The organism is Streptomyces sp. NPDC007088 (assembly GCF_042869355.1).
Lineage (GTDB): Bacteria > Actinomycetota > Actinomycetes > Streptomycetales > Streptomycetaceae > Streptomyces.
Genome location: NZ_JBIAFO010000005.1, coordinates 179,693 through 202,834, shown reverse-complemented (window position 1 = coordinate 202,834; position 23,142 = coordinate 179,693). Strand labels below are relative to the sequence as shown.

The 23,142-nt window shown below is 74.1% G+C and carries 24 protein-coding genes; 6 read left to right on the top strand and 18 right to left on the bottom strand.

What is annotated here, in order from left to right; translation table 11 throughout:
* Positions 1–18 precede the first annotated feature (18 nt).
* The 10 genes from ACFYMP_RS10525 to argC form a co-directional block, all read right to left on the bottom strand.
* Positions 19–798, bottom strand: a complete 780-nt coding sequence (locus ACFYMP_RS10525) for an ABC transporter ATP-binding protein (RefSeq protein WP_388853782.1) — start codon at positions 796–798, stop codon at positions 19–21.
* Positions 795–1,661: an ABC transporter permease gene (locus ACFYMP_RS10520; protein WP_388853779.1), complete on the bottom strand. Its 867-nt coding sequence runs from the start codon at positions 1,659–1,661 to the stop codon at positions 795–797. The genes ACFYMP_RS10525 and ACFYMP_RS10520 overlap by 4 nt, the downstream gene beginning before the upstream one ends.
* Complete coding sequence (locus ACFYMP_RS10515; RefSeq protein ID WP_388853776.1) at positions 1,658–2,968, bottom strand: ROK family protein; 1,311 nt, start codon at positions 2,966–2,968, stop codon at positions 1,658–1,660. Before ACFYMP_RS10515 ends, ACFYMP_RS10520 begins: the two co-directional genes overlap by 4 nt.
* Before the next feature lie 98 nt (positions 2,969–3,066).
* Entirely contained in the window at positions 3,067–3,879 is an 813-nt protein-coding gene (locus ACFYMP_RS10510) for a restriction endonuclease (protein WP_388853773.1), read from the bottom strand.
* A 148-nt stretch (positions 3,880–4,027) separates the two neighbouring features.
* Complete coding sequence (locus tag ACFYMP_RS10505; RefSeq protein ID WP_388853770.1) at positions 4,028–4,567, bottom strand: arginine repressor; 540 nt, start codon at positions 4,565–4,567, stop codon at positions 4,028–4,030.
* A 22-nt stretch (positions 4,568–4,589) separates the two neighbouring features.
* Entirely contained in the window at positions 4,590–5,792 is a 1,203-nt protein-coding gene (locus ACFYMP_RS10500; RefSeq protein ID WP_388854282.1) for an acetylornithine transaminase, read from the bottom strand.
* Positions 5,793–5,833: 41 nt separating this feature from the next.
* Positions 5,834–6,817, bottom strand: coding sequence for an acetylglutamate kinase (argB, locus tag ACFYMP_RS10495; RefSeq protein WP_388853767.1), 984 nt, complete (start codon positions 6,815–6,817; stop codon positions 5,834–5,836).
* The gene (argJ, locus tag ACFYMP_RS10490) at positions 6,814–7,965 is read right to left on the bottom strand and encodes a bifunctional glutamate N-acetyltransferase/amino-acid acetyltransferase ArgJ (RefSeq protein ID WP_388853764.1); all 1,152 of its coding nucleotides are present in this window, start codon (positions 7,963–7,965) and stop codon (positions 6,814–6,816) included. The genes argB and argJ overlap by 4 nt, the downstream gene beginning before the upstream one ends.
* Positions 7,962–8,087, bottom strand: a complete 126-nt coding sequence (locus tag ACFYMP_RS10485; RefSeq protein WP_388853761.1) for a hypothetical protein — start codon at positions 8,085–8,087, stop codon at positions 7,962–7,964. The genes argJ and ACFYMP_RS10485 overlap by 4 nt, the downstream gene beginning before the upstream one ends.
* On the bottom strand, positions 8,084–9,112 hold the full coding sequence (gene argC, locus ACFYMP_RS10480) for an N-acetyl-gamma-glutamyl-phosphate reductase (RefSeq protein ID WP_388853758.1): 1,029 nt from the start codon (positions 9,110–9,112) through the stop codon (positions 8,084–8,086). Before argC ends, ACFYMP_RS10485 begins: the two co-directional genes overlap by 4 nt.
* Positions 9,113–9,266: 154 nt before the next feature.
* Here argC and ACFYMP_RS10475 point away from each other — a divergent pair, with 154 nt between their 5' ends.
* A complete protein-coding gene (locus tag ACFYMP_RS10475) occupies positions 9,267–9,806 on the top strand; it encodes a hypothetical protein (RefSeq protein ID WP_388853755.1) in 540 nt (179 codons plus the stop codon).
* Between the two features lie 140 nt (positions 9,807–9,946).
* Here ACFYMP_RS10475 and ACFYMP_RS10470 read toward each other — a convergent pair whose 3' ends face one another.
* Positions 9,947–10,441, bottom strand: a complete 495-nt coding sequence (locus ACFYMP_RS10470; protein ID WP_388853752.1) for a hypothetical protein — start codon at positions 10,439–10,441, stop codon at positions 9,947–9,949.
* A 181-nt stretch (positions 10,442–10,622) separates the two neighbouring features.
* On the opposite strand from ACFYMP_RS10470, the gene ACFYMP_RS10465 reads away from it, so the two are divergent.
* The gene (locus tag ACFYMP_RS10465) at positions 10,623–11,714 is read left to right on the top strand and encodes a PP2C family protein-serine/threonine phosphatase (RefSeq protein WP_388853749.1); all 1,092 of its coding nucleotides are present in this window, start codon (positions 10,623–10,625) and stop codon (positions 11,712–11,714) included.
* A 75-nt stretch (positions 11,715–11,789) separates the two neighbouring features.
* Here the strand turns inward: ACFYMP_RS10465 and ACFYMP_RS10460 are convergent, their stop codons facing one another.
* Positions 11,790–12,530, bottom strand: a complete 741-nt coding sequence (locus ACFYMP_RS10460; protein WP_388853745.1) for an SDR family NAD(P)-dependent oxidoreductase — start codon at positions 12,528–12,530, stop codon at positions 11,790–11,792.
* Positions 12,531–12,609: 79 nt separating this feature from the next.
* Complete coding sequence (locus ACFYMP_RS10455) at positions 12,610–13,707, bottom strand: hypothetical protein (RefSeq protein ID WP_388853742.1); 1,098 nt, start codon at positions 13,705–13,707, stop codon at positions 12,610–12,612.
* Between the two features lie 400 nt (positions 13,708–14,107).
* On the opposite strand from ACFYMP_RS10455, the gene ACFYMP_RS10450 reads away from it, so the two are divergent.
* The gene (locus ACFYMP_RS10450) at positions 14,108–14,806 is read left to right on the top strand and encodes a TetR/AcrR family transcriptional regulator (RefSeq protein WP_388853739.1); all 699 of its coding nucleotides are present in this window, start codon (positions 14,108–14,110) and stop codon (positions 14,804–14,806) included.
* 168 nt (positions 14,807–14,974) lie between these two features.
* Here ACFYMP_RS10450 and ACFYMP_RS10445 read toward each other — a convergent pair whose 3' ends face one another.
* Entirely contained in the window at positions 14,975–15,490 is a 516-nt protein-coding gene (locus ACFYMP_RS10445; RefSeq protein WP_388853736.1) for an Lrp/AsnC family transcriptional regulator, read from the bottom strand.
* Positions 15,491–15,563: 73 nt separating this feature from the next.
* Here ACFYMP_RS10445 and ACFYMP_RS10440 point away from each other — a divergent pair, with 73 nt between their 5' ends.
* Together ACFYMP_RS10440 and ACFYMP_RS10435 are read left to right on the top strand one after the other, a co-directional pair.
* Positions 15,564–16,097, top strand: coding sequence for a DUF2000 domain-containing protein (locus ACFYMP_RS10440; RefSeq protein ID WP_388853733.1), 534 nt, complete (start codon positions 15,564–15,566; stop codon positions 16,095–16,097).
* Positions 16,098–16,148: 51 nt separating this feature from the next.
* Positions 16,149–16,637 (top strand): DUF6314 family protein, encoded by a 489-nt coding sequence (locus ACFYMP_RS10435; RefSeq protein WP_388853730.1) that lies wholly within the window; start codon positions 16,149–16,151, stop codon positions 16,635–16,637.
* A gap of 275 nt (positions 16,638–16,912) precedes the next feature.
* On the opposite strand, the gene ACFYMP_RS10430 is transcribed toward ACFYMP_RS10435, so the two are convergent.
* Together ACFYMP_RS10430 and ACFYMP_RS10425 are read right to left on the bottom strand one after the other, a co-directional pair.
* On the bottom strand, positions 16,913–18,790 hold the full coding sequence (locus ACFYMP_RS10430) for an ABC transporter ATP-binding protein (protein WP_388854279.1): 1,878 nt from the start codon (positions 18,788–18,790) through the stop codon (positions 16,913–16,915).
* A 377-nt stretch (positions 18,791–19,167) separates the two neighbouring features.
* The gene (locus ACFYMP_RS10425) at positions 19,168–19,635 is read right to left on the bottom strand and encodes a GNAT family N-acetyltransferase (RefSeq protein ID WP_388853727.1); all 468 of its coding nucleotides are present in this window, start codon (positions 19,633–19,635) and stop codon (positions 19,168–19,170) included.
* Between the two features lie 632 nt (positions 19,636–20,267).
* On the opposite strand from ACFYMP_RS10425, the gene ACFYMP_RS10420 reads away from it, so the two are divergent.
* The gene (locus ACFYMP_RS10420) at positions 20,268–21,140 is read left to right on the top strand and encodes a 3-hydroxybutyryl-CoA dehydrogenase (RefSeq protein WP_388853724.1); all 873 of its coding nucleotides are present in this window, start codon (positions 20,268–20,270) and stop codon (positions 21,138–21,140) included.
* Positions 21,141–21,259: 119 nt separating this feature from the next.
* Here ACFYMP_RS10420 and ACFYMP_RS10415 read toward each other — a convergent pair whose 3' ends face one another.
* Entirely contained in the window at positions 21,260–21,484 is a 225-nt protein-coding gene (locus ACFYMP_RS10415) for a DUF6480 family protein (RefSeq protein ID WP_388853721.1), read from the bottom strand.
* A 223-nt stretch (positions 21,485–21,707) separates the two neighbouring features.
* Entirely contained in the window at positions 21,708–22,604 is an 897-nt protein-coding gene (locus ACFYMP_RS10410; protein WP_388853718.1) for a DUF2382 domain-containing protein, read from the bottom strand.
* Positions 22,605–23,142 lie beyond the last annotated feature (538 nt).

Sequence of the window (23,142 nt, the reverse complement as noted above, 5' to 3'; positions counted from 1 at the left end):
TGGTGGGGGCCTCGCGGATCAGGCGGAGGTGGTGGCCGCCGGCTGGTGGTAGACGGCGTGCCACACCTCGTTGCGGATGCGGGCGAACTCGGGCGAGAGCCGGATCTCCTCGGTACGCGGGTAGGGCAGGCCGACGTCGACGATCCGGTCGACGCGGCCGGGCCGCGCGGCCATCACGACGACCCGCCGGGCGAGGTAGACGGCCTCGTCGACGTCGTGGGTGATGAACAGGACGGTGCGGCGCTGTTCGCTCCAGGTGGCGAGCAGCCGGTCCTGGAGCTGGACCCGGGTGAGCGCGTCCAGCGCGCCGAACGGCTCGTCCATGAGCAGGACCTGGGGGTCGACGGCGTAGGCGCGGGCGATGGCGCAGCGCTGCTTCATCCCGCCGGAGAGGGTCTTGGGCAGGGCGTCCGCGAAGTCGCCGAGGCCCACGAGGTCGATGGCCCGCGTCGCGCGTTCCCGCCGTTCGCGGGCGGGTACGGAGGCGAGCCTGAGCCCGAACTCGACGTTGCCGCGCACGGTGAGCCACGGGAAGAGGGCGTACTGCTGGAAGATGACGCCCCGTTCGGGGCCCGGCCCGGTCACGGGCCGCCCGTCCACCAGGACCTCTCCGGAGGTGGGCCGGGTCAGTCCGGCCGCGAGGTTGAGCAGGGTGGACTTGCCGCAGCCGGAGGGGCCGACGACGGTGACGAACTCCTCGTCGGCGATGTCGAGCGACACCTTCTCCAGCGCGGTGAGGACGCCGTCCTTGACCGGGAAGGTCCGGCCGGCCTCGCGGAAGGAGATCTTGGCGGTCATCGGCGCTCCTGCCAGCGGGTGACGCGTCGTTCGGCGATCAGCAGCAGCCGGTCCATGAGCAGACCGAGCACGCCGATGCTGATGAGCCCGACGAAGATGGTGGGAAGGTCGTAGTAGAGCTGCGCGTGCTGCATCCGGTAGCCCAGTCCGGCGGGGGCGGCGAGGAGTTCGGCGGCGACGAGGGTCGACCAGGACGCGCCGAGCCCGATGCGCATGCCGACCATGAGGAAGGGCGCCGAGGCGGGCACCACGACGCGCAGGAAGATCTGCCGGTCCCGGGCGCCCAGGACGCGCGCCGCGTCGAGGAGCGTGCGCTCCACCGAGATCACGCCCTGGAAGGCGGCGACGACGCTCGACAGGAAGGCGGCCAGGAAGATCACGAAGACCTTCGGGACCTCGCCGAGACCGAACACCACGATGACCAGCGGCAGCAGCGCGAGCGGCGGGATGGTGCGGAAGAACTGCACGTACGGTTCGAGCAGCCCGCGCGCCACCGGGTACCAGCCCATCAGGAAGCCCACCGGCACGGCGGCGAGGGTGCCGAGGGCGAAGCCGAGCACGACGCGGCGCAGGCTCGCGAACACGTCCTCGGCGAGGGTCCCGTCCGCCGCGAGTTCCCCGCCCTTGCGGGCGACCGACACGGGTCCGGGCAGCCCCTGGACGTCGAGGGCGGCGAGCAGCGCCCACACGCCGAGCCCCGCCGCGAGGGCGAGGAGGTTGAGGACGGGGCCGGGTACCCGGGGGCCGCGTCGCTCCGCCCCGGGGTCTTGGTCCGGCGCGCCGCCGGGGGCCGGGCGGCCGGGGCCCGCGGGCGCGGCGGCCGGCGGGGAGGAGGCGTCGTGCGGCGCCTTGGAGAGGCTCATACGTCCACCGGTGGTCTCAGAAGGGGGCTGCCGGCGCGGGTCGCGGGCTCGCGGTCCGGCGGGCCGGGTACGGGGGCGGGTGGCGCGGCGGGCGCGGCCGGTGTCCCGGGCGGGACGGGGGGTGAGGGCGCGGAGTGCAGGGCGAGCGCGATCCCGCCGAGGGCCCCGCCGCGCTCCCCGAGTGCGGCGCCGACCACCCGTACCCGGCTGCGGGCGGCGGGCAGCAGGTGCCGGTCCAGGGCCGCCCGCAGCGGTCCGGTCAACGCCTCATCGGCTGCGAGGAGTTCGCCGCCGAGGACGACGGTGCCCGGTCCGACGGCGTTGCACACGGCGGCGAGGACCTGCCCGGTGAGCCGCCCGGCGCGTTCGAGTACGGCCAGGGCCCGGGGGTCGGCGCGGTGTACGGCCGCGATCAGCTCACCGAGCCCGTCGGCGCTCCCGCCCCGTTCGCGGTACGCGTCCAGGACGGCGCCGACGGAGGCGACCGTCTCCAGGCAGCCGGCGCCGCCGCAGCCGCAGGGCCGGCCGTCCTCCTCGACGGTGATGTGCCCGAACTCGCCCGAGAGGCCGCCGAGGCCGCGGTGCAGCGCCCCGCCCAGCAGCAGGCCGCCGCCGACCCCGTGCGACAGGCGCAGGTACAGCGTGTCGGCGCTGCCCACGGCCGCGCCCCAGGTGGCCTCGGCGAGCGCGGCCAGCCGCGTGTTGTTGTCGGCCAGGACGGGGGCGCCGAAGCGTTCGCCGAGCAGGCGTACGGGTTCCTCGTGCTCGGGGAACCGGGGCTCGGCGGCGGGCACGTCCGGGTCGGGGTCGGCGACGGGGACGGGGCCGACCAGGCCCACGCCGATGGCGCCGACCACCCCCAGCGCGGACAGGCGCAGCGATCCGGCGTCGATCGAGCCGACGAGCCGCTCGGCCAGCGCCACCCGGCGCGGCCAGGGCAGTTGGGGGGCGTGCTCGGCTCCCGCCGTCCCGATGATCTCGTGGGCGACGTTGGCGACCGCCACGTGGACCGCGCGCCGCGCGAAGTCGATGCCCACGGCCTGTCCCGTGGCCGGGTTGAGCCGCAGCCGCTCCACGGGGCGGCCCCGTCTGCGCGGGGCCGGGTTGGCGGGCTCCCCCACCACGGCGCCGCTGGAGACGAGGGTGGCCACGATGTCGTGGAGCGTGGTGCGGGACAGCCCGGCCCGGTGGCCGAGTTCGGCCCGGCTCTGCGGACCGTGCCGGCGCAGCAGTCCGAGGACCAGTTCCTCGTGCCCGCGCCGCAGCCGGGTCAGGGGGCCGTCTTGGGGGTGCATGAAAGCCAGCATGATGACTGGCGGATTTTTTGGTCAACGTCCCGGAAAAATGTTCTTGTTGCCGCAACATTGCGCCACACGGCCGCCACGAGGGGCCTCGCGGGCACTCGTCAGCGCTGCTCCCCCACCATGGCGGGCCCCCACGGCGCGGGCCCCGAGGCCTCGGCCCACGCGGCCAGCGCCGTACCGTCCACGCAGCGTATGCCGCAGGACTCGGCGTACTCCTGGGCCGGGGCGGTGAACTCACTGGTCGTCACGACGGCGGCGAGCTGCGCGCCGTGCACGCTCCAGCAGGTGCCGCCGAAGCGCTGGAGGTCCTGGGAGCCGACCTTGTTGCCCTCGCCGTAGTACTTGCACTGGACGACGACGCGACGTCCGTCCGGGGCGGTGGCGAGGACGTCGGCGCCGAGGTCCCCGGCGCCGCCCACGACCTCGACGTCCCGGCAGCCGTCCCGTTCGCACAGCGCCGCGACGGCCGCCTCGAAGGCGTCGGGGTCGAGGGCGGTGAAGTCGGGTGCGGGCGGCGGGAGTACGGCGGTCAAACCGTCCTGGGACGAGTCGCCGGCGGTCAGCGGGACGGGCGCGGTGTCCCGCGCCCCCGGGGTCTCCCGCTCGGGTGCGGCCGGTGCCGGTACGGCCAGGGCGCGTTCGGCCTCGGCCTGTTCGGCGTCGGCCAGAGCCATCCCGGCGCGCGCCGCCCCGCGCAGTTCCCTGGCCCTGGGCATCGCGCGCAGCAGGACGTAGAGGACGGGCAGGGCGAGTACGGCGAGGAGTACGGCCGGTACCGGGTGGGCTCCGGCCCAGTGCGCGAAGCGGACGAAGAGCAGTGCCAGCGCGCAGGCCAGGGCACCGATCAGGCCGAGTGCCACAAGCAGGCCGCGCAGCGGTCCCGCCGGCCGGACGTCACCCGTCGTCTCCCGCATTGCCACTGGACCTCCCCGAGAACGCCGCGAACCCCGTCCCAGGACGTGTGCCCCGAAGGGCGCGCATCATGATCAACGGGGTCCGTGGGGACGGGGCGCGGGGTGGTGCGGGCGCGCGACGAAGCGGGCCCCCGCTCGCCCGGGGATTTCAGTGCACCTTCTGCGCGAGCCTCAGCAGGTGGTCGGCGAGCGCCTGCCCGCCGGCCGCCTCGCGGCTGATGAGCAGCAGCGTGTCGTCCCCGGCGATGGTGCCGAGGATGTCGTGCAGCTCCGCCTGGTCGATGGCGGAGGCCAGGAACTGGGCGGCACCGGGAGGGGTGCGCAGGACGACGAGGTTGGCGCTGGCCTCCGCGGAGATCAGCAGCTCCGAGGAGAGCCTGCGCATCCGCTCCTCCTTGGCCGACTCGCCGAGCGGGGCGCGCGGGGTGCGGAAACCGCCCTCGCTGGGCACCGCGTAGATGAGGTCGCCCTCGGCGTTGCGGATCTTCACCGCGTTCAGCTCGTCGAGGTCCCGGGAGAGGGTCGCCTGGGTGACCGTCAGGCCGTCGTCGGCGAGCAGCTTCGCCAGCATGCTCTGGGAGCGCACCGGCTGCCGGTTGAGGATGTCCACGATCCTGCGGTGGCGGGCGGTGCGGGTCTGCGGCACGGCGGGCCCGGCCACCTGCTCGTTGTCCTGCGCCTGACTCATCGTCGTCGCCTCATTCTCCGGCTCATCGCTGCGCGTTCGTCCCTTCTGCCGCCGCCGCCTGCCCGGCCCCGGTGCCGGCCCTCCCGTGCGCCTCGTACGCCTCGTCGAGGACGGCGGGCAGCGCGGCCAGGAGGGCGTCCGCCTCCGCCTCGCCGAAGATCAGCGGGGGCATGAGCCGTACGACGCCGGGGGCGGGTGCGTTGACCAGCAGTCCGGCGTCCTGGGCCGCCTGCTGCACCTGGGGGGCGAGCGGCTGTGTGAGCACGATACCCAGCAGCAGGCCCGCGCCGCGGACGTGGCCGACCAAGGGGTGTCCGAGCGCTTCGATTCCCTCGCGCAGCCGCTCGCCGACGCTCTTGGCCTGATCGAGGAGTCCTTCGGCCTCGATCGTGTCGAGTACGGCGAGTCCGGCGGCGCAGGCGACGGGGTTGCCCGCGAAGGTCGACCCGTGCCGGCCGGGGCTCAGCAGGTCGGCGGTGGGGCCGAAGGCGAGGACGGCGCCGATGGGCAGTCCCCCGCCGAGCGCCTTGGCGAGGGTGACGACGTCGGGGTCGACGCCCTCCTCGGCCTGGTGGGCGAACCAGTGGCCGGTACGGCCGATGCCGGTCTGTACCTCGTCGAGGACGAGCAGGGTGCCGGTGGCGCGGGTGATCTCGCGGGCGGCCCTCAGGTAGCCGGCGGGCGGGACGACGACGCCGTTCTCGCCCTGGACCGGCTCGACGATGACGAACGCGGTGTCGGTGGTGACGGCGGCCCGCAGCGCCTCGGCGTCTCCGTACGGCACGTGGGTGACGTCCCCGGGCAGCGGTCCGAAGCCGTCCTGCTTGCCGGGCTGCCCGGTGAGGGACAGGGCGCCCATGGTGCGGCCGTGGAAGGCGCCGGTGGTGGCGACCATGTGGGTGCGGCCGGTGAGCCGGCCGATCTTGAAGGCGGCCTCGTTGGCCTCGGCGCCGGAGTTGCAGAACATGACCCGCGCGGGACGGCCGGCGTACTGGACGAGCCGTTCGGCGAGGGCCACGGTGGGCTCGGCGACGAAGAAGTTGGAGACGTGGCCCAGCGAACCGATCTGCCGGGTGACGGCCTCGACGACGGCCGGGTGCGCGTGCCCGAGGGCGTTGACCGCGATCCCGCCGACGAGGTCGAGGTAGGCGGTGCCCTCGGCGTCCCACACGGTGCTGCCCTCGCCCCGTACGAGGGGCAGACGCGGGGTGCCGTAGTTGTTCATCAGGGCGCCCTGCCAGCGCTGGACGAGTTCCTGGTTGCCGGTCACTGTCCTGGCTCTCCCTCGTGGTGGTCGTGCGCGGGCGGCGGGGCGTCGTCGGGGACGACCATGGTGCCGATGCCCTCGTCGGTGAAGATCTCCAGCAGGATCGAGTGCGGGACCCGGCCGTCGATGACGCGGGCGGTGTGCACGCCGTTGCGCACGGCGTGCAGGCAGCCCTGCATCTTGGGGACCATGCCGCTGGCCAGCTCGGGCAGCAGCTCCTCCAGCTCGGAGGCGGTGAGCCGGCTGATGACGTCGTCGCTGTTCGGCCAGTCCTCGTAGAGGCCCTCGACGTCGGTGAGGACCATGAGCGTCTCGGCGTCGAGCGCGGCGGCCAGGGCCGCGGCGGCCGTGTCGGCGTTGACGTTGTAGACGTGGTCGTCGTCGGCGCTGCGCGCGATGGAGGACACGACGGGGATGCGGCCGTCGTCCAGGAGGGTCTCGATGGCACCGGTGTCGATGCCGGTGATCTGGCCGACTCGCCCGATGTCGACGAGTTCGCCCTCGATGCGCGGCTGGTGCTTGGTCGCGGTGATGGTGTGGGCGTCCTCGCCGGTGATGCCGACGGCGAGCGGCCCGTGCTGGTTGAGCAGTCCGACCAGTTCGCGCTGGACCTGTCCGGCGAGCACCATGCGGACGACGTCCATGGCCTCGGGGGTGGTGACACGCAGCCCCGCCCTGAATTCGCTGACCAGCCCCTGCTTGTCGAGCTGGGCGCTGATCTGGGGGCCGCCGCCGTGGACGACGACGGGGCGCAGCCCGGCGTGGCGCAGGAAGACGACGTCCTGGGCGAAGGCGGCCTTGAGCGCCTGGTCGACCATGGCGTTGCCGCCGAACTTGATGACGACGGTCTTGCCCTGGTGCCGGGTGATCCAGGGCAGGGCCTCGATGAGGATCTGCGCCTTGGGCAGCGCGGTGTGGCGGCGGGCCGTCGTCTTGGCGGCCGGGGTGCCGGGCGTGGCCGGGGCGGTGGTGTCGTCGCTCATGAGGAGTACGCGCTGTTCTCGTGGACGTAGTCGGCGGTGAGGTCGTTGGAGCGGATGACGGCGGACGCGGAGCCCGCGGCGAGGTCGGCGGTCACGGTCACCTCGCGGTAGCGCATGTCGACCTTGGTGCGGTCCTCGCCCACGGAGCCGTTCTTGCAGACCCAGACGCCGTTGATGGCGACGTTCAGGTCGTCGGGCTCGAAGCGCGCCGAGGTGGTGCCGATCGCGGAGAGCACCCGGCCCCAGTTGGGGTCCTCGCCGTGGATCGCGCACTTGAGGAGGTTGTTGCGGGCGATGGTGCGGCCCACGTCCACGGCCTCCTCCTCGGTCGCCGCGTTGATCACCTCGATGCGGATGTCCTTGCTGGCGCCCTCGGCGTCCCGGATCAGCTGCTCGGCGAGGTCGTCGCACACGCCGCGTACGGCTTCGGCGAACTCCTCGTACGCGGGGGTGGCGCCGCTCGCGCCGGAGGCGAGCAGGAGCACGGTGTCGTTGGTGGACATGCAGCCGTCGGAGTCGACCCGGTCGAAGGTGGTGCGGGTCGCGGCGCGCAGCGCCCGGTCGAGGTCCTCGTGGCCGAGGTCGGCGTCGGTGGTGAGGACGACGAGCATCGTGGCGAGCCCGGGGGCGAGCATGCCCGCGCCCTTGGCCATGCCGCCCACGCTCCAGCCGTCCCCCTGCACGAGGGCCGTCTTGTGCACGGTGTCGGTGGTCTTGATGGCGAGCGCGGCCTTCTCTCCGCCGTGCTCGCTCAGGGCCGCGGCGGCGGTCTCCACTCCGGGCAGCAGCTTGTCCATGGGCAGCAGCTCGCCGATGAGCCCGGTGGAGGCGACCGCCACGTCCCCGGAGCTGAGACCGAGTACCTCGGCGGCCTTCTCGGCGGTGGCGTGCGTGTCCTGGAAGCCCTGGGGCCCGGTGCAGGCGTTGGCGCCACCGGAGTTGAGGACGACGGCGGAGACCTGTCCGTCCTTGAGGACCTGCTCGGACCACAGGACGGGGGCGGCCTTGACGCGGTTGGAGGTGAAGACGCCGGCCGCCGCCAGCCGGGGCCCCTGGTTGACCACGAGGGCCAGGTCCGGGTTGCCGTTGCTCTTGATCCCGGCGGCGATGCCCGCCGCCGTGAATCCCTTGGGTGCGGTGACGCTCACGCTGTCTCCTTGGCTCTGGCCCGCGCCCGGTGGGACAGCAGGGCGGCGCGCAGCCGGTTCGTCAGTAGGGTGCGGAAGGGGGTGTCCGGGCCGGGGCCCGCGCGGTGGGACGCGGTGGTCACGGCGCGAGTCCGGTCGTGGGCAGTCCGGTGGTCTCCGGCAGTCCGAGCGCGAGGTTCATGCTCTGCACGGCGCCGCCCGCGGTGCCCTTGGTGAGGTTGTCGATGGCGCTCACCACGATCACCCGGCGCGCGCTCTCGTCGTACGCGACCTGGAGCAGCGCGTTGTTCGAGCCGTACACGGCGCCGGTCGCGGGCCACTGGCCCTCGGGCAGCAGGTGGACGAAGGGCTCGTCGGCGTACGCCTTCTCGTAGGCGGCCCGCAGAGTTCCGGCGTCGACGCCGGGGCGCGCCGTGGCGCTGGAGGTCGCGAGGATGCCGCGCGGCATGGGGGCGAGGGTCGGGGTGAAGGACACCGAGACGCGCTCGCCGGCCACCGCGCTGAGGTTCTGGATCATCTCGGGGGTGTGCCGGTGCCCGCCGCCCACGCCGTACGGCGACATGGAGCCCATGACCTCGCTGCCGAGCAGGTGCGGTTTGGGCGCCTTGCCCGCGCCCGAGGTGCCGGAGGCGGCGACGATCACCGCCTCCGGCTCGACGAGCCCGGCCGCGTACGCGGGGACGAGGGCCAGGGAGACGGCCGTGGGGTAGCAGCCCGGCACCGCGATCCGCCGGGTCCCGGCGAGAGCGGCCCGGCCGCCGGGCAGTTCGGGCAGGCCGTAGGGCCAGGTCCCGGCGTGCGCGGAGCCGTAGAACCTCTCCCAGTCCGCGGGGTCGGCGAGCCGGAAGTCGGCCCCCATGTCGATCACGAGGACCTCCTCGCCGAGCTGCTCGGCGACGGCCGCGGACTGCCCGTGCGGCAGCCCGAGGAAGACGACGTCGTGCCCGGCCAGGGCCTCGGCGCTCGTCTCGGCCAGCACCCGGTCGGCGAGCGGCGCCAGATGCGGTTGCAGGGCGCCGAGCCGCTGCCCCGCGTTCGAGTTCCCGGTCAGCGCGCCGATCTCCACCCCCGGGTGCCCGAGCAGGATGCGCAGCACCTCCCCGCCCGCGTATCCGCTCGCCCCTGCGACTGCCGCACGTACCACCATGGAATCCTCCTGCTCGATGGCATGACTATACGTGTCCATGCAGACCTATGCAAAGAATATGCGGGAGGAGCGAGGAACGCCCGGGTGGCACCGGTCTCCCGCCGGATGTGCCGTACCCCCGCGCACGTCACGTCTCCTTGGCTAGGGTGCGGCCATGGCCACCGCCCGCGCCGAGGAACCCGTCCTGCTCGACCCCAAGGGCCCGGGGATCACAGCGCTCGCTTGCACCGTGGGCGCGGTCCTGTTCCTCGGCGCGGGAGGGGCCTTCGTCTACGTCACCGTCCGCACCGTCGCCGACTTGGACGAGACGGGGGGTGGGTGGGTGTGGGCGGGTGCCGGCCTCGCCCTGGCCGCCGCGTTCGTCGCCGCCGTCGGGTTGTCCACCTTCCTCTCCGCCCGCGCGGAGAGGAAGGCCACGCTCCGGCTCGCCGCCCTCGGCGTCGACGCGAGTGCCCTGGTTCTGGCGGTCGCCTCCGCCCCGCCGGCCGACGACGAGCACCGCCGGGTCCGGCTCCTGATGCGGATCAGCGGCCCCGGTCTCGAACCCTTCGAGTGCGCCGAGGTGGTCCCGGGGTACCGGTTCGGCGGCGCCACGCGGGGGACGGTGCTGCCGGCCCGGGTCGATCCGGTCACCCGCGCGTTCACCCTCGAACGGCCGCCCGCGCCCCCGGCCCCCGGAGCCGGGGGCGCGTAGCGGGGACGTGCGTCGTCTCCCGTGTCCGTACGCACGTCTTCTCCCGCGCGGTGCTCACGCGGGACGCACGCACGCGGACGGTCGCACGGGCCGGTCGCACGGGCCGGCCACGGCGCTCAGCCCCCTCTGGGGAGTGCGCCTCATCCCTTCGTGCCGTCCTCCTCCTCGGAGCGCCTCGTGAGGGCGAGCAGGCTGCCGGCGACACCGATCACGAGAAGGGCGAGCCCGATGCTGATGCCTCCCTCGTCGTCCCAGTAGACGTCCTCCAGACTCAGCAGCAGCGCCGCCTCGTCGATGACGAGCGCCGCGCCGACGCCGTACGCGAGGCCGAGCCAGAGGCGTACGCGCGCGGACCGTTCCACCAGGCCGATCCCCCCGACGAGGAGAAGGAGCAGGATGCCCCACACGTAGTGGTGGATGTGGACCCCGCCGGCGCTGACGTCGCCGATCCCGCCGACGTCGATGTGGATCAGCCAGGTGAGCAGCCGCATGGCGCCGAAGGTGACGGTGAAGGCGAACCAGGCCAGCACGAGGCCGCGGCGGCCCGGTGTGACCTCGCGCAGGCGGCGGGGGCGGGTGGCGCGGGAACTTCCGGAGGTGCTGGTCGCGGGGCACATCGGCCCATCATTGGTCATCGGTTTCGTCTGCCCCGCGCGTGACACCTGTCACGGAGGACAAACCAGGCGAGTGACCGCCGGGGGCCGCGAGGTGGCCCCGACGGGCGCCCCCCTGTCCCCCTTCCCACGGCGGGGCCGTGGCCGGTCCGGCCTCGCGTCGCACCCGGGGCGCGGCGGGGAGATCCTGTACGAATAGCGCATGGCCTCTGCGGACCATGTCACCCGCCCTCGTGCCTCCCTGTACACCGCCGGGGGCCTCGTGGCGCTCGTCGTGTGCATCGTACTGGCCGATCTGCTGGTCCCCCGGTCCGTCCACCTCGGTCCGCTCCTGGTGATCGCCCCCGCCCTGACCGCGGCGGTGGCGACGCCGGGCGTGACGGTCGCGGCGGGGGTGCTGGCGGTCGGCTGCCAGCTGGCCCTCGGAGCGCTGCGCGAGGAGATCGGGACCGCCAACAGCGCGGTCCAGGTGGGCGCGCTGGCCGTGCTCTCGGTCGTGCTGGCCTTCTACAGCCGCGGCAGGCGTCGTCGTGAGACCAAGCTGGGGCGCGTGCAGTCGATGGCGGAGGCGGCCGGCCGGGCGCTGCTGAGGGAGCCACCGCAGAGCCTGGGCCCGCTGCGTCTGGCGACGGAGTACCGGGCGGCGGGCGAGGAGGCCCAGGTCGGCGGGGACTTCTACGGGGTCGTCCGGGTGCGGGAGGGGACCCGTCTCCTCATCGGCGATGTCCGGGGCAAGGGTCTGCGAGCCCTGGACGACACGGCCCTGGTCCTGGGCGCCTTCCGGGCCGCGGCCCACCTCGGCCTGAGCCTGCCGGACCTGGCGGCCCACCTGGACGCCGCGCTGGCCTGGAGCAACCGGGAACGGGAGACCGAGGAGGAGTTCGCCACCGCGCTCCTCGTGGACGTCCCGGACTCCGGCGACTCCCTCACCGCTCTTTGCTGCGGACACCCGGCGCCCTTCGTGCTGGGCGACGGCGGGGCGCGGGCCCTGGAATCGACGCGGCCGGCCCCGCCGCTGGGGCTGGGAAGTCTCACGCCCGGTGCCTGGACGGCGGAACGCCACGCTTTCGGCGCGGGCGAGACGCTGCTGCTGTACACCGACGGGGTCATCGAGGCCCGCGACCGGACCGGCGCCTTCTATCCGCTGTCCGAGCGACTCCCCCGCCTCGCACTGACCCACGCCACGGCCGACGAGGTGGTGCGCGACGTGGTCGCGGACCTGCTCCGGCACACCGGGGGCCAGTTGCACGACGACGCGGCACTGCTCACCGCACAGCGGGGCGGCGCCCGGTGACGAACCGTAAGGACCGGGCCCGCGACGGCGACCGCGGCCCACGCGGGAGGCGGTGGTGACGGCCCCCCGGCCGGTTCAGGTGAGGTTGAGTCCCCCGTCGAGCACGATCACCTCGCCGGTGAGGTAGGTACTGGCGATCACCGAGGCCACCAGATCGGCCACCTCGGCCGGGCGCGCCGGGCGGTGCATCGGCGCGCGGTCCCGCCACAGCTCCTGCGCGTGCGTCCAGTCCTTCGTCATCGGGGTGTCCACGAGTCCCGGCGCCACCGCGTTGACGCGCACCCCGGGCCCGAGCGCCGCGGCGAGCAGCCGCGTCACGTGGTTCAGCGCGGCCTTGCTCGCCGCGTACGGCACCGACGCGCCCTTGGGCCGCACCCCGGCGTGGCTGGTGATGTTCACGATGCTGCCGCCCTCCGGGGACCGGCGCAGGGCCGGCAGGGCCGCTGTGCACAGCACCCAGGGGGCGATCAGGTTGACCTCCAGGAGCGCGCGCCATTCCGCGGGCGTCGCCGCCGCCAGGTCCTCGTGCGGGATGGGCCGGCTGACGCCCGCGTTGTTCACCAGCACGTCGAGCCGTCCGAAGCGGCCGACGACCGCCTCGACCAGCCCCCGGGCCTCGTCCTCCACCGCCAGGTCGGCCCGCAGGTAGACCCCGCCCAGCTCCGCCGCCAGGGCTTCCCCGGCCGCCACGCTGCTCCGCGAGTGCACGACGACCCGCGTCCTCCCGGCGGCCAGCTTCCGCGCGACGGCTTCGCCGATACCGGAGGTGGACCCGGTGACCAGGGCGACGGGGCGGTCCGTGGATTCGCCGCTCATGCCGCGGGAGCCTGCCGGCACCTCCGGCCGCCCCGCCCGGCGGCACGGCGGCCACCGCGCTCCCGGGGCGCACGGCCGCTCACGACCGCGTGGCCTTCCCGCACTTGTCCTCCGAGGCGCCCTTCATGCGTTCGTCCATCGTCGTGGTGCGTTCGTACGGGTCGACCGCGTGGCCCTCTCCCGAGCCGCTGTCCGCACGGGCGGTACCGAACTCGGGCCTGAAGTAGCCGGTGTGGTCGAAGCAGCCGCCGTTGGTGCTGTCCACCCGGTCGGAGAGGAGGGAGAACGTGTTCGGCTCGATGTTCACCTTCGCGGGGTCGTCCCAGCTCATCACGGTCTCGCGGCGCACGATGGTGCGCGCGACCTCGTCGCTCTTCTCGGCCGCGCGGACGACCGGATAGACGTACGTGACGTCGGCGGTCACCTCGACCGCGCCCCGCTCTCCCTCCCGGTAGGTGAGGCGCCCGCGCGTTTTGACCACGTCCCCCACGAGCCGTACGTCGGTCCGGTCGAAACGGCTGAACAGCGTCAGCGGGTCGTTCTCCCGGCTGGGGGCGCTGAAGGCGGTCGCCAAGTAGTCCTTCATGCCCCGCTGTCGCGGGTTGATCATGGCGATGGCCCGCTTGGGCCGCTCCCCGCGCAGCACCCCCGGGTCCAGGCTCGACGCGACCAGGAAGTCCAGGCTCCGGTCGAGCGTCCGGGCGACCTGTTCCTCGCTCATCCAGCCGGTCGCGCGGGCCGGGGGCATATAGATCCCCGCCGTTCCGTCACCCCAGCGGGCGGCGGGCGAGCCGCGGAACGGCTGGTCCAGGGTGGGCCGCCGGACCGCGGCCTCGGTGGGCGGCGGCTCGTCCGGCCGTACCGACTCGGCGGCGAGCGGCCTGTTGTCACCGCCTCCACCGCCGAACCAGCCGGCCACCCGCCCCGGTGCGAGCGCCACGACCAGCAGCACCGCCGCGACCAGCAGACCGGCCACGTACCAGCCCTTGCCGCGCCGCCGCCGGACGGGCTGGTGCGTGCGCCACCCCACCGGCTGGGCGGGCTGTTCCCGCAGGCGCCGCGTCACCGCCCGCGCCCGCGCCGAGGGCTCCTTCGGCGCGTCCGGGGCCGCGACCCCGGCGTCCCGCAGAAAGCGCTCCCACTCCTCGTCCGGGATGGACACCCCGTCCTTGTCCACGTCTTGGCCCCGCCCCTCCTGCCACCCAAGCCCCTCCCCCGGGGCCTTTGTTGCCGTGCATCATCACACGGACGGGTACACCGGCGTGTCCCCTGCCCCCCGTTCCCGTGCGGTCCGACCGTGGGTGCGCCGCCCGGAGGAACGGGCCCTCAGCCCACGCTCCCGGCCACAGCGCCCCCCTCCGCTTCCGCCGGCTCCCCCGTTTCCCCGGCGCCGGGGGGCCGGGGGGCCGGGAGCAGGGGGCCGGGCGCCGGGGCTGGGGGCGGGGCTGAGAGCCGGGGCCGGCCCCGCAACGGGGTCTCCTTGACGCGCGGGACGCTCCTTTCGCACGCCGCACGCACTTCGAAGGTGTAATCACTACACTTCTTGAGTCGGGCAACCTCGCTTGTAGACTCCGGGTATGGGTGACAGCCAGCAGACGGGAACCGGACCGAGGGCCGAGGCCGGGGCCGCCGCACCCCGGGCGAGCGGGGTGTCCGGAGGCGGCGCGACGCCCGCGACGGGGCGGCGGGAGCGCAAGAAGGCGGCCACCCGCCGGGCCCTCGCCGACGCGGCCCTGCGGCTGTTCCTGGAGCGCGGTTACGATCAGGTGAGCGTCAAGGACGTCGCGGAGGAGGCCGACGTCTCCACGACGACCCTCTTCAAGCACTTCCCCGGCAAGGAGGCGCTGGTCTTCGACCGGGACTCGGAGGTCGAGGCCGTCCTCGTCTCCGGCGTCCGGGACCGGGCGCCGGGGCAGAGCGTGCTGGACGCGCTGCGCACACAGATGCTCAGGACGACGCTGCCCTTCCCGGAGAAGGGGGTCGACGCCGGTCGCTTCCTGGAGCTGGTGGAGAACACACCCGCGCTGCGCGAGTACGGGCGCCGGATGTGGATGCGGCACGAGACGGCCCTCGCGAGCGCCGTGGCCGAGGAGGCGGGCCTGCCCGAGGGCGACCCGCTCTGCGCGGCCCTCGCCCGGTTCGCCCTCCAGAGCCGGGACCTGGGCCGGGACGCGGGCACGGGCGCCGGACCCGCACCGGCCGTCGAGGCGGCCTTCGACCTCCTCGCCCACGGCTGGGACGGGGCCCGCGCACGGGCCGGCGTCCGGGAGGGGTAGCGGCGCGCGCCCTTCGCCCCCCGGGAGTTCCCGTGGGGCCAGCAACAGCTCGGTGCCCGCGCGCGGCCCGTACGCCCGCGCGGGTCCCGTACGCGCGGGCGGGCGTTGCGTCCGGGGCCGTGACGGCGGCGGCACGCCCCCGGCCGCGTCCGTGAGGTGCTCCCTTCCTCAGCCGCGTGTGGTGCGGCGCTCCGTCAGGGGCGGCCGGGTGCCCGGCGACGGGGAGGGGGCCGGTTCGATCCCGGGGGCGCGGACGTGCTCGTAGACCAGGGTGGTCTGTACGTCGGCGACCTCGCGGCGTTCGGTGAGGCGGTCGATGACGAAGGCGTACACGCCATTCACGTCGGACACCGCGATGTGCAGCAGGAAGTCGTGCGCTCCGGACACGACGAACAGCGCGATGGTCTCGGGCAGGGCCGCCGCCCACTCGCGGAAACCCTCGATCACCGGGCGGGCCGGCGGACGGATGCGGACCGAGATGAGGGCCTGGACCGGGCGGCCCACCGCCTGCAGGTCGAGTTCCGCGCGGTAGCCGGTGACGACCCCGCGCTCGCGCAGGCTCCGCACCCGCTCCAGGGAGGTGGAGGGCGAGACCCCGGTCCGGGCGGCGAGTTCGCGGTTGGTCTGCCGTGCATCGTTCTGCAGTTCCCGCAGAAGAGCCCGGTCCAGCGCATCAAGTTCCATCAATCGGCCGTCTTCCCGTACGAAGTTCAGCAGGCGTCGCACTGCCCCGGACTTATGCCTAACGTACCGGCCCATGGACACACAGAACGACGCAGGGACGATGACCAGGACGGCGACCGGGCCGGCGGCGCCGGGGGCCTCGCCGGCGGCCGCCGGCGACGTGCCGAGGGCGGACGTCCGTACGGATCTCTCGACGCGGCAGGCGCCCTCGAAGTGGGTGATCGTCGTGGACCGGGACCTGCCCGTGGGACGGCAGGTCAACGCGGCGGCCTGTATGGCGGCGGCCGTGGGCCGGGCGCTGCCGCACCTGATCGGGCCGGACGCCGTGGACGCCTCGGGTCAGACGCATCCGGGGCTTCCCTGGGCGGGGTGTTCGGTCCTGGCCACCGAGGCGGACGCACTCGCGGCGCTCCGGGCGAAGGCGGCCACGCGGCCGGACGTCCTCGTGGTGGACATGCCGCTGGCCGCCCAGCGAGCCCGCGTCTACGACGGCTACCGTGAGCAGGTCGCCCAGGAGGAGAGCAGTGCTCTCGGTTACTGCGCGGTCAGCCTCGTGGGGCCGCGCAACCGCGTCGACCGCCTGGTGGGCCGTCTCCCCCTGCTGTGAGGCCGTGCCCCGCCCGCGTGGCCCCTCGCGCCCTTGCGGTAGGAAGGAGGCATGTCCTGCCCCGATACCCGGCCGCCCCTCGCGCCCCCGCCCGATCTGTTCGCGTACCTGGCCGGGAGCTGGCACGTCGAGCGGAGCGCCGAGGACCGCGCCTTCGCGATGACGGGACGGTTTCGCGGGACGGCCGTCTTCGCCCCGCTCGGCGAGGGGGTGCCGGGTCTGCGGTACGAGGAGTCGGGGACGTTCGAGTGGGGCGGGGTGGAGCGTGCCGCCCGCCGGGTGCACCGCTGGCTTCCGGGCGGGCGCCCCGGCACGGCGCGCGTCGAGTTCGAGGACGGCCGCTTCTTCCACGACCTCGACCTGCGCACCGGGCGGGACACCGTGGACCACCCCTGCTCCCTCGACCTGTACCGGGGCGAGTTCACCGTGGTGGACGCCCGGAACTGGTCCACGGTGTGGCGCGTCGCCGGCCCCGCGAAGGACCTCGTACTGCGGACGTCGTACCGCAGGGCGGGTCAGGACGAGGGACCGCCGCCCTGACCCGGGCGCCACACCGTCCGCCACGGCCGGGACCCATGACACGAGGACGGAACGGACACGGCCCGGCCCGGCCCGGTGGTGGTACGGGCCGCGTGCGTCCGTGCCGTGAAGTGCCACGGCGTGTGGTGCGCGCGGGGCGGGAGCGGCGACGGGCGGGAACACGTCCACGAAGGCGGCCGCTGAGCGCGGACACCGCCTGCTGGACGGAGACCGCCTGCTGGACGGAGACCACCTGCCGAAGGGTGACCACCTGCCGGGGGGGGAAGACCGGCCGCTCACGCCGGGGACTCGTGCCGCCCGGCGTCGTCCCCGGACCCGCCGGTGGTGACCTGATACGACAGGAACTGCCGGAACAGGCCGTCCTGCCCGGCGAGTTCCTGGTAGGTGCCCTCCTGCACGATCCGGCCCTCGTCGAGGACCACGATCCGGTCGGCCACCGCGACGTTGGTGATGCGGTGGGTCACCAGCAGGACCACCCGGTCCTGGGCCAGGTCCCGCAGGCGCTGGAAGATCCGGTACTCGGCGCGGGGGTCGAGGTTGGCGGTCGGCTCGTCCAGGATCAGCAGGCCCGCCTCGCGGAAGAAGGCCCTGGCGAGGGCGACGCGCTGCCACTGGCCACCGCTCAGTTCCTCCCCGTTGAGCCATTCCCGGGCGAGGAGGGTGTCGAGTCCGGCGCCGAGTCCGTCGACGACCTCGTCGGCGCCCGCGGCCGCGCACGCCTCGCGCACCGCGGCGTCGCCGCGCGGCGAGGGCTGGCCCAGGTCGACGTTCTCGCGCACGGTCAGCGGCCACTGCGCGTAGTCCTGCGGCACCAGCGCCACTTGTCGCCACAGCGCCTGCGGATCGGCCTCGCCCGTGGGCGTGCCGTCCCACAGCACCTGTCCCCGCGTGGGCAGGTAGAGGCCGCCGACCAGCTTCGACAGGGTCGACTTGCCGGAGCCGTTGAAGCCGACCAGGGCGGTGACCTCGCCCCGGCGCAGCGTGAGCGAGACGTCGCGCAGCGCGGGCCGGTCCTTGCCGTCGTAGTGGTGCGTCAAATCCTTGATCTCGATGGTCCGCGGCGGGCCCGGCCGGTGCTCACCGCGGCGCATGCGGAAACCGCCCGCCTTGTCGAGGAACGCCGTCCAGTCGTCCATGTAGAGACCGGTACGCACGGCCCGCGCGCCGATGGCCACCAGTCCGCGTACCGACTGCCCCGCCGTCTGGAGGGCGAACACGGCCGTTCCCGCGTGGCCCACGCTGATCCGGCCGTTGCCGAGCAGCACCACGACGGCGCCCCACACCACGGCGGAGCCCACACCTCCGCACAGCGCGCCCGCCAGCGACATGCGCGCGCCCTTGTCGGCGGCGGCGCGGTCCTCGCGGTTGATCCGGGCGACGGTCCGGCTGTAGCGGCCGGAGAGGAAGCCCGCCATCGTGCCGGCCCGGATCTGGTCGGCGGCGTCCTTGGTGTAGATGTGCCAGCGCAGGACCGCCAGCATGTTCAGGTCCCCGTTGCTGCGCACGTTCGCGAGGTAACGCACCCGCGCGGCGCTGACCTGGGCCAGGGCCTGCGGAAGACTCGCCAGGACCAGCAGCGGGAGCAGCACCCAGTGCACTCCGGCCAGGACGACGGCCCCGGCGACGAAGGAGGCCGCGGAGGCGATCAGGTCCTGCCCCTCGTTGATGAGGTCCCCGGTGACCTGCGCCCCCCGGTCGGCGGCCTCCCGGTCGCGGTTGAACCCGGGGTCGTCGTAGGCGGACAGCTCTACCTCCGTGCAGCCCTTCAGCAGCAGTTGCTCGGCCTCGCGCGACATGAGCGGTCCGAGGCGGGTGGAGAGCCAGCTGACGGTGATCCCCAGCAGTGCCCGTACCCCGGCCGCGCCGGCCAGCAGGGCCACGGAGGGCCATGCCTCGCTCAGGCGCCGGTAGACGTCATCGTCCCCGCCGTTCAGGAGCGCGGTCAGGGTGCCGCTGATCGCGACCAGGCCCAGGGCCTGCGTCGTCCCGGAGAGCACCTGGCAGACCAGAAGGCCGATGGTCGCCGGACGGTCGACCTGCCAGGCGAGGGCGAGTGACCGGCGCACCAGCTGCGGCAGCCGCCTGGCCATGTCGGCCATCCGGATGGAGCGGCCCGCGGCCTCCCGGCTGCCGGTCACGTCGACATAGCGCATCTCGGACCCGGGAGCGGTCCGCGCCCCGTCCGGGGGCGGCGGCTCCGTGCGCGGTCCCGGAACCGTGCCGTCCGGGGCGTCGGTGGGCTCGTCGCTCACACCGTCCGCCTCACGTCGGCGCGTGCGGGTCCGGTTTCGCCGTCGAGCACGTGCGGGCTCGCGCCGATCCGCCGTTCGGTGCGGGAGAGTCGGTGCGTGGGAGCTGGATGCAAGGCGTCCTCCGTCAGAGCCGCTGAGGGGCACTGGTACTCAACGCGCCGGACCGTCTCGCGTCACGGCCCGCGCCCCGCTTTCTTCGTGAACAGGGCTGCGGAAGAGGGGAATTGGGCGGGCGGGCCCCGCACGCGGCCGGTGCTCCGGCCCGCCGCCCTCTCGTCTCAGCCGGTGGTGAGCACCATCCACTTCCCGGCGTCCGGCAGTTCGGTGAAACCGAGGCGCCGGTACACCTCGTGGGCGTCGTTCGTGGCGAGGACGAACCTGCGGACCCCGAATTGGGAGACGTGGTCGCGTACGGCTTTGACGAAGGCGGTGCCCAGGCCCTCTCCGCGTACGTCCGGGTCGACGTACACGTCGCACAGCCAGGCGAAGGTGGTCCGGTCCGTGACGACCCGGGCGTACGCCACCTGGGCCCCCGAAGAGCTGTCGTACGCACCGAAGTTGAGGGAGCCCTCGACGGCCCGCCGCTGCTTCTCAGGGCTGCGGCCGAGCGCCCAGTAGGCATCGGTGGACAGCCAGTGGTGCACCAGGCCGAGATCCAGCCGTGCCGGATCGGTGGACACGAGGTGCCCCGAGGGCAAGGAGGGCAGGGCCATGGGGGCGGGCTCCCCCGCCGGGTATGGGTTCATGCGGGGAAGAGTCGCAGGCCACCGGCCCCGCGGTCGAGGCGTTTTCGCGGCGCGACCGGCGCACCGCGGCGCTCATCCGCGTACCGCCTCGAAGGCCCGTGCCGTACGCCGTACGCCGTACGCCCTCGACGATCTCAGCCGAATCGGCGACGCCCGCGAAGCTGATCCTGACGTGACCGGCCCCGGGTTCGGCCGGGTGGTAGGGGCGGCCCGGGGCGAGCGCCAAGCCCCGGGGCGGTGACGCAGTGGCGGGGAGACCAGCCCGGCGTCGGCGCCCGGCTTCTCGTCCCCGGCGCCGAGGGGTGGCGGCGCGGGGCCCGGCCGTCCCGTCACGTGACGCACACCACTCGCGTTCCGCGCGTCGGTGAGTCGTGGACGGGCAGGGGAAGGAGTGTGCCTGGGCCTCGGCGCCCGGGACGCTCCGGTCCGCTCCCGCCTGTGAACGGGCCGGGCCGGTCGCGGCCCCGGGCCGTGACGTTCCCCGGACCGGGCCGGTGGCCGCCCGGTTCCTCGGCTGCCCCGGCGGGCCCCGCGTGCGCTCACCAGAGGTAACGTTCTGGCCGGGGCGGCGGCGTCGGGGGAGGCCGGGAGCCGCCCCGCGAGGGGTTCTTCGGATCTGCGAGAGGCACGAGGTGACGGACTTCAAGGCCGATGTGGCACGCGTCGGAGTGGTTGGCTGCGGCCAGATGGGAGCGGGTATCGCGGAGGTCTGCGCCCGCGCCGGTCTCGACGTCAAGGTGGCCGAGACCACCGGCGAGGCATTGGAACTGGGCCGTACCCGGCTGAACAACTCCCTCACGAAGGCCGCCGAGCGCGGGAAGATCAGCGCCGACGAACTCGCGGCGGCCCAGTCCCGGCTGACCTTCACGACCGACCTCGGCGAGTTCGCCGACCGCGATCTGGTGATCGAGGCCGTCGTGGAGAACGAGCAGGTCAAGACCGAGATCTTCCAGGTCCTCGATCAGGTCGTGACCCGGCAGGACGCGATCCTCGCCTCCAACACCTCCTCGATCCCGCTGGTGAAGCTGGCCGTGGCGACCTCCCGGCCCGACCACGTCATCGGCATCCACTTCTTCAACCCGGCGCCCGTGCAGAAGCTCGTGGAGCTGATCCCGGCGCTCACGACCTCGGAGGGCACGATCAGCCGCGCCCACGTGTGGGTCGAGAAGGTCCTCGGCAAGCACGCGATCCGCGCGCAGGACCGCTCGGGCTTCGTGGTGAACGCGCTCCTCGTCCCGTACCTCCTGTCGGCGGTGCGCATGTTCGAGTCGGGCATCGCGAGCCGTGAGGACATCGACAACGGCATGGAGCTCGGGTGCGCGCACCCGATGGGCCCGCTCAAACTGTCCGACCTCATCGGCCTGGACACGATCGTCTCCATCGCGGACGGGATGTACGCCGAGTACAAGGAGCCGCTGTACGCGGCCCCGCCGCTGCTCCAGCGCATGGTCGAGGCGGGGCGGCTCGGCCGGAAGTCCGGTTCCGGGTTCTACGCGTACCAGTGACCCCGGGGGTGCCTTCGGTGGCGGGGCGGGCGGCGCACCGCAGCCGGTGAGTCGCCCCGTGCCGACCCGGGCCCGCACGCCGGTGTCCCGCAGGTGACGCGCTCCGCGGAAGCGTGTTCTCAGACGATCGCGGCGACGCCGAAGACGATCAGGCACAGCAGGACGATCCCGAGGATGACCACGAGCGGGCCCCTGGCCCACCACACGGAGGGGATCGGCTGGTCCACGGGGCCACCCCACTCAGTGCTCCCTTCGGCCGGGGGCGTCTCGCCGGGCGGTACGCCGCCCCCGGGCTCCAGGCCGGTGGTGTCGCGCGGGTCGGGGTCCGGGCTCGCCTTGTCCATGACCGGGTTTCCTTTCTGCGGAGCGCTCGGCGCACCCGGGGTCCGCGTGCGTCCGCCGTCTCCCCGGGGGGCGCCTGCCGCCGGGGGCACGGCGCCCTCTCCCCATCGTCCTGTTTCCGCCGCGTCGCGCATCTTGTGAGGCGCGGGGCGCGGGTCGTGCCGAAGGGGGCGGCCCGGGTGGGGCCGCCCCTCAACGGCGGGAGAAGTCAGGGCCGGTGGGACGTCAGTGGCTCGGGCCCTTGCGGCCCCTGCCGCCCTCGACGTCTCCGCTGCCGTCGTCGTACTCGACCTGTTCCTTGCGGACGGTGTCGCTGACTTCCTCCTGTTCGGTGACCTTCTCCGACTCCAGGCGGACGCGTTCGACGGCGACGGCCTCCTTGCGGACCACGGGGTGCTCCGCGTGGAGGGTCACCTCGGCCACGGCGTCGCCGAAGTCGGGGCGCACGGTGTCACCCTCCCGGATGGGTTCCCGGACGAGCCGGGCCTCCTCGTGGCTCACGGGGACCGTCGTGGTGACGTTCTCGGTGACCACGACCTTGCGCAGCCGGGCCCTGCCGGACTCCTCCTCCTGGGTGCCGACGTGCAGCCGCTCCTCGGAGCGGATCAGCTCGTCGCGGTGGTCGCCGCCGTACTCGTGGTCGGTGATCCTGGCGTCGGCCGGACGGTCGTCGTCGGTGATCTCCGCGTCCACGGGCTGGGCGTCCGCCATACCGCCGGGAGCCGCGGCTCCCCCTGCGGCGGCCGCCGACTCCTGTCCGGCGGTCGGCCGGCCCATGCCGGTGCCCTCGTCGGTGGCGGTGCGGGTCTTGCCGTAGTGCGCGTACAGCTCCCGCTCCCCCTCCGCGTCGAGGTGCTGGTCCGCGTCCATGTGCGGCGCGTCCTTGATGGTGTTCTTGTCGTGCGCCAGGTGCAGGCCCTGGGCGTCGGAGCGCGCGCCGTCCAGCGGCACGAACGTCTCCTTCATACCGAAGAGCCCGGTCTTGACGGTCACCCATTCCGGTCGGCCGGACGCGTCGTCGCGGTACACCTGCTCGACGCTGCCGACCTTGGCCCCGTCCTGGTCGTAGGCGGTGAGGCCGACGAGCTGGTCGACGCTCAGGAAGCCCTCGTCTGAAGTCATGGATGCTCTCTCCCTGCGAGGGCGCGTGGCAGAGGGATCGGTCTGCCGCCTCCGCTCGGGACACGCGCCACGTCACCCATGCGGCGCCTGTTCCGGGCCGCGCGCAACCGGGGAGCGCGGGTACGGCTCGTACGCCGGGCCGGGGCGGGCGCCGGGGACCCGTGTGCCGCTTGCCCGACCGGCGGTCTCCCCCACCCGGCGGCGCTGGGCGAGGCACACGGAATTACTCCGTTCGGGTGACATCGAGGGGGGTGGCGGGTGCGGTGGCCGCACGGAACCGGTGCGCGACCCGGGTCCGTACCTGCCCCCTCGGGGACCGAGTCGTCCGAGGGGGGATGCGTGAGCGGCTGCGGGCCCTCCGGTTGCGGTACGCGGGGAACCGTGCCGCCGAGGCGCCGCGGCACAGCGTCCGGCCGAAGCGCGCGGCGAGCGAGAACTCGGAGCGAGGCGCGGCGGCGGGCGGCGGCCGGCCCCGCGGCGAAGGCGTCGCGGGGCCGGCGCCCGGAGTCGCACCGGTAGACACCGGTAGACACCGGTA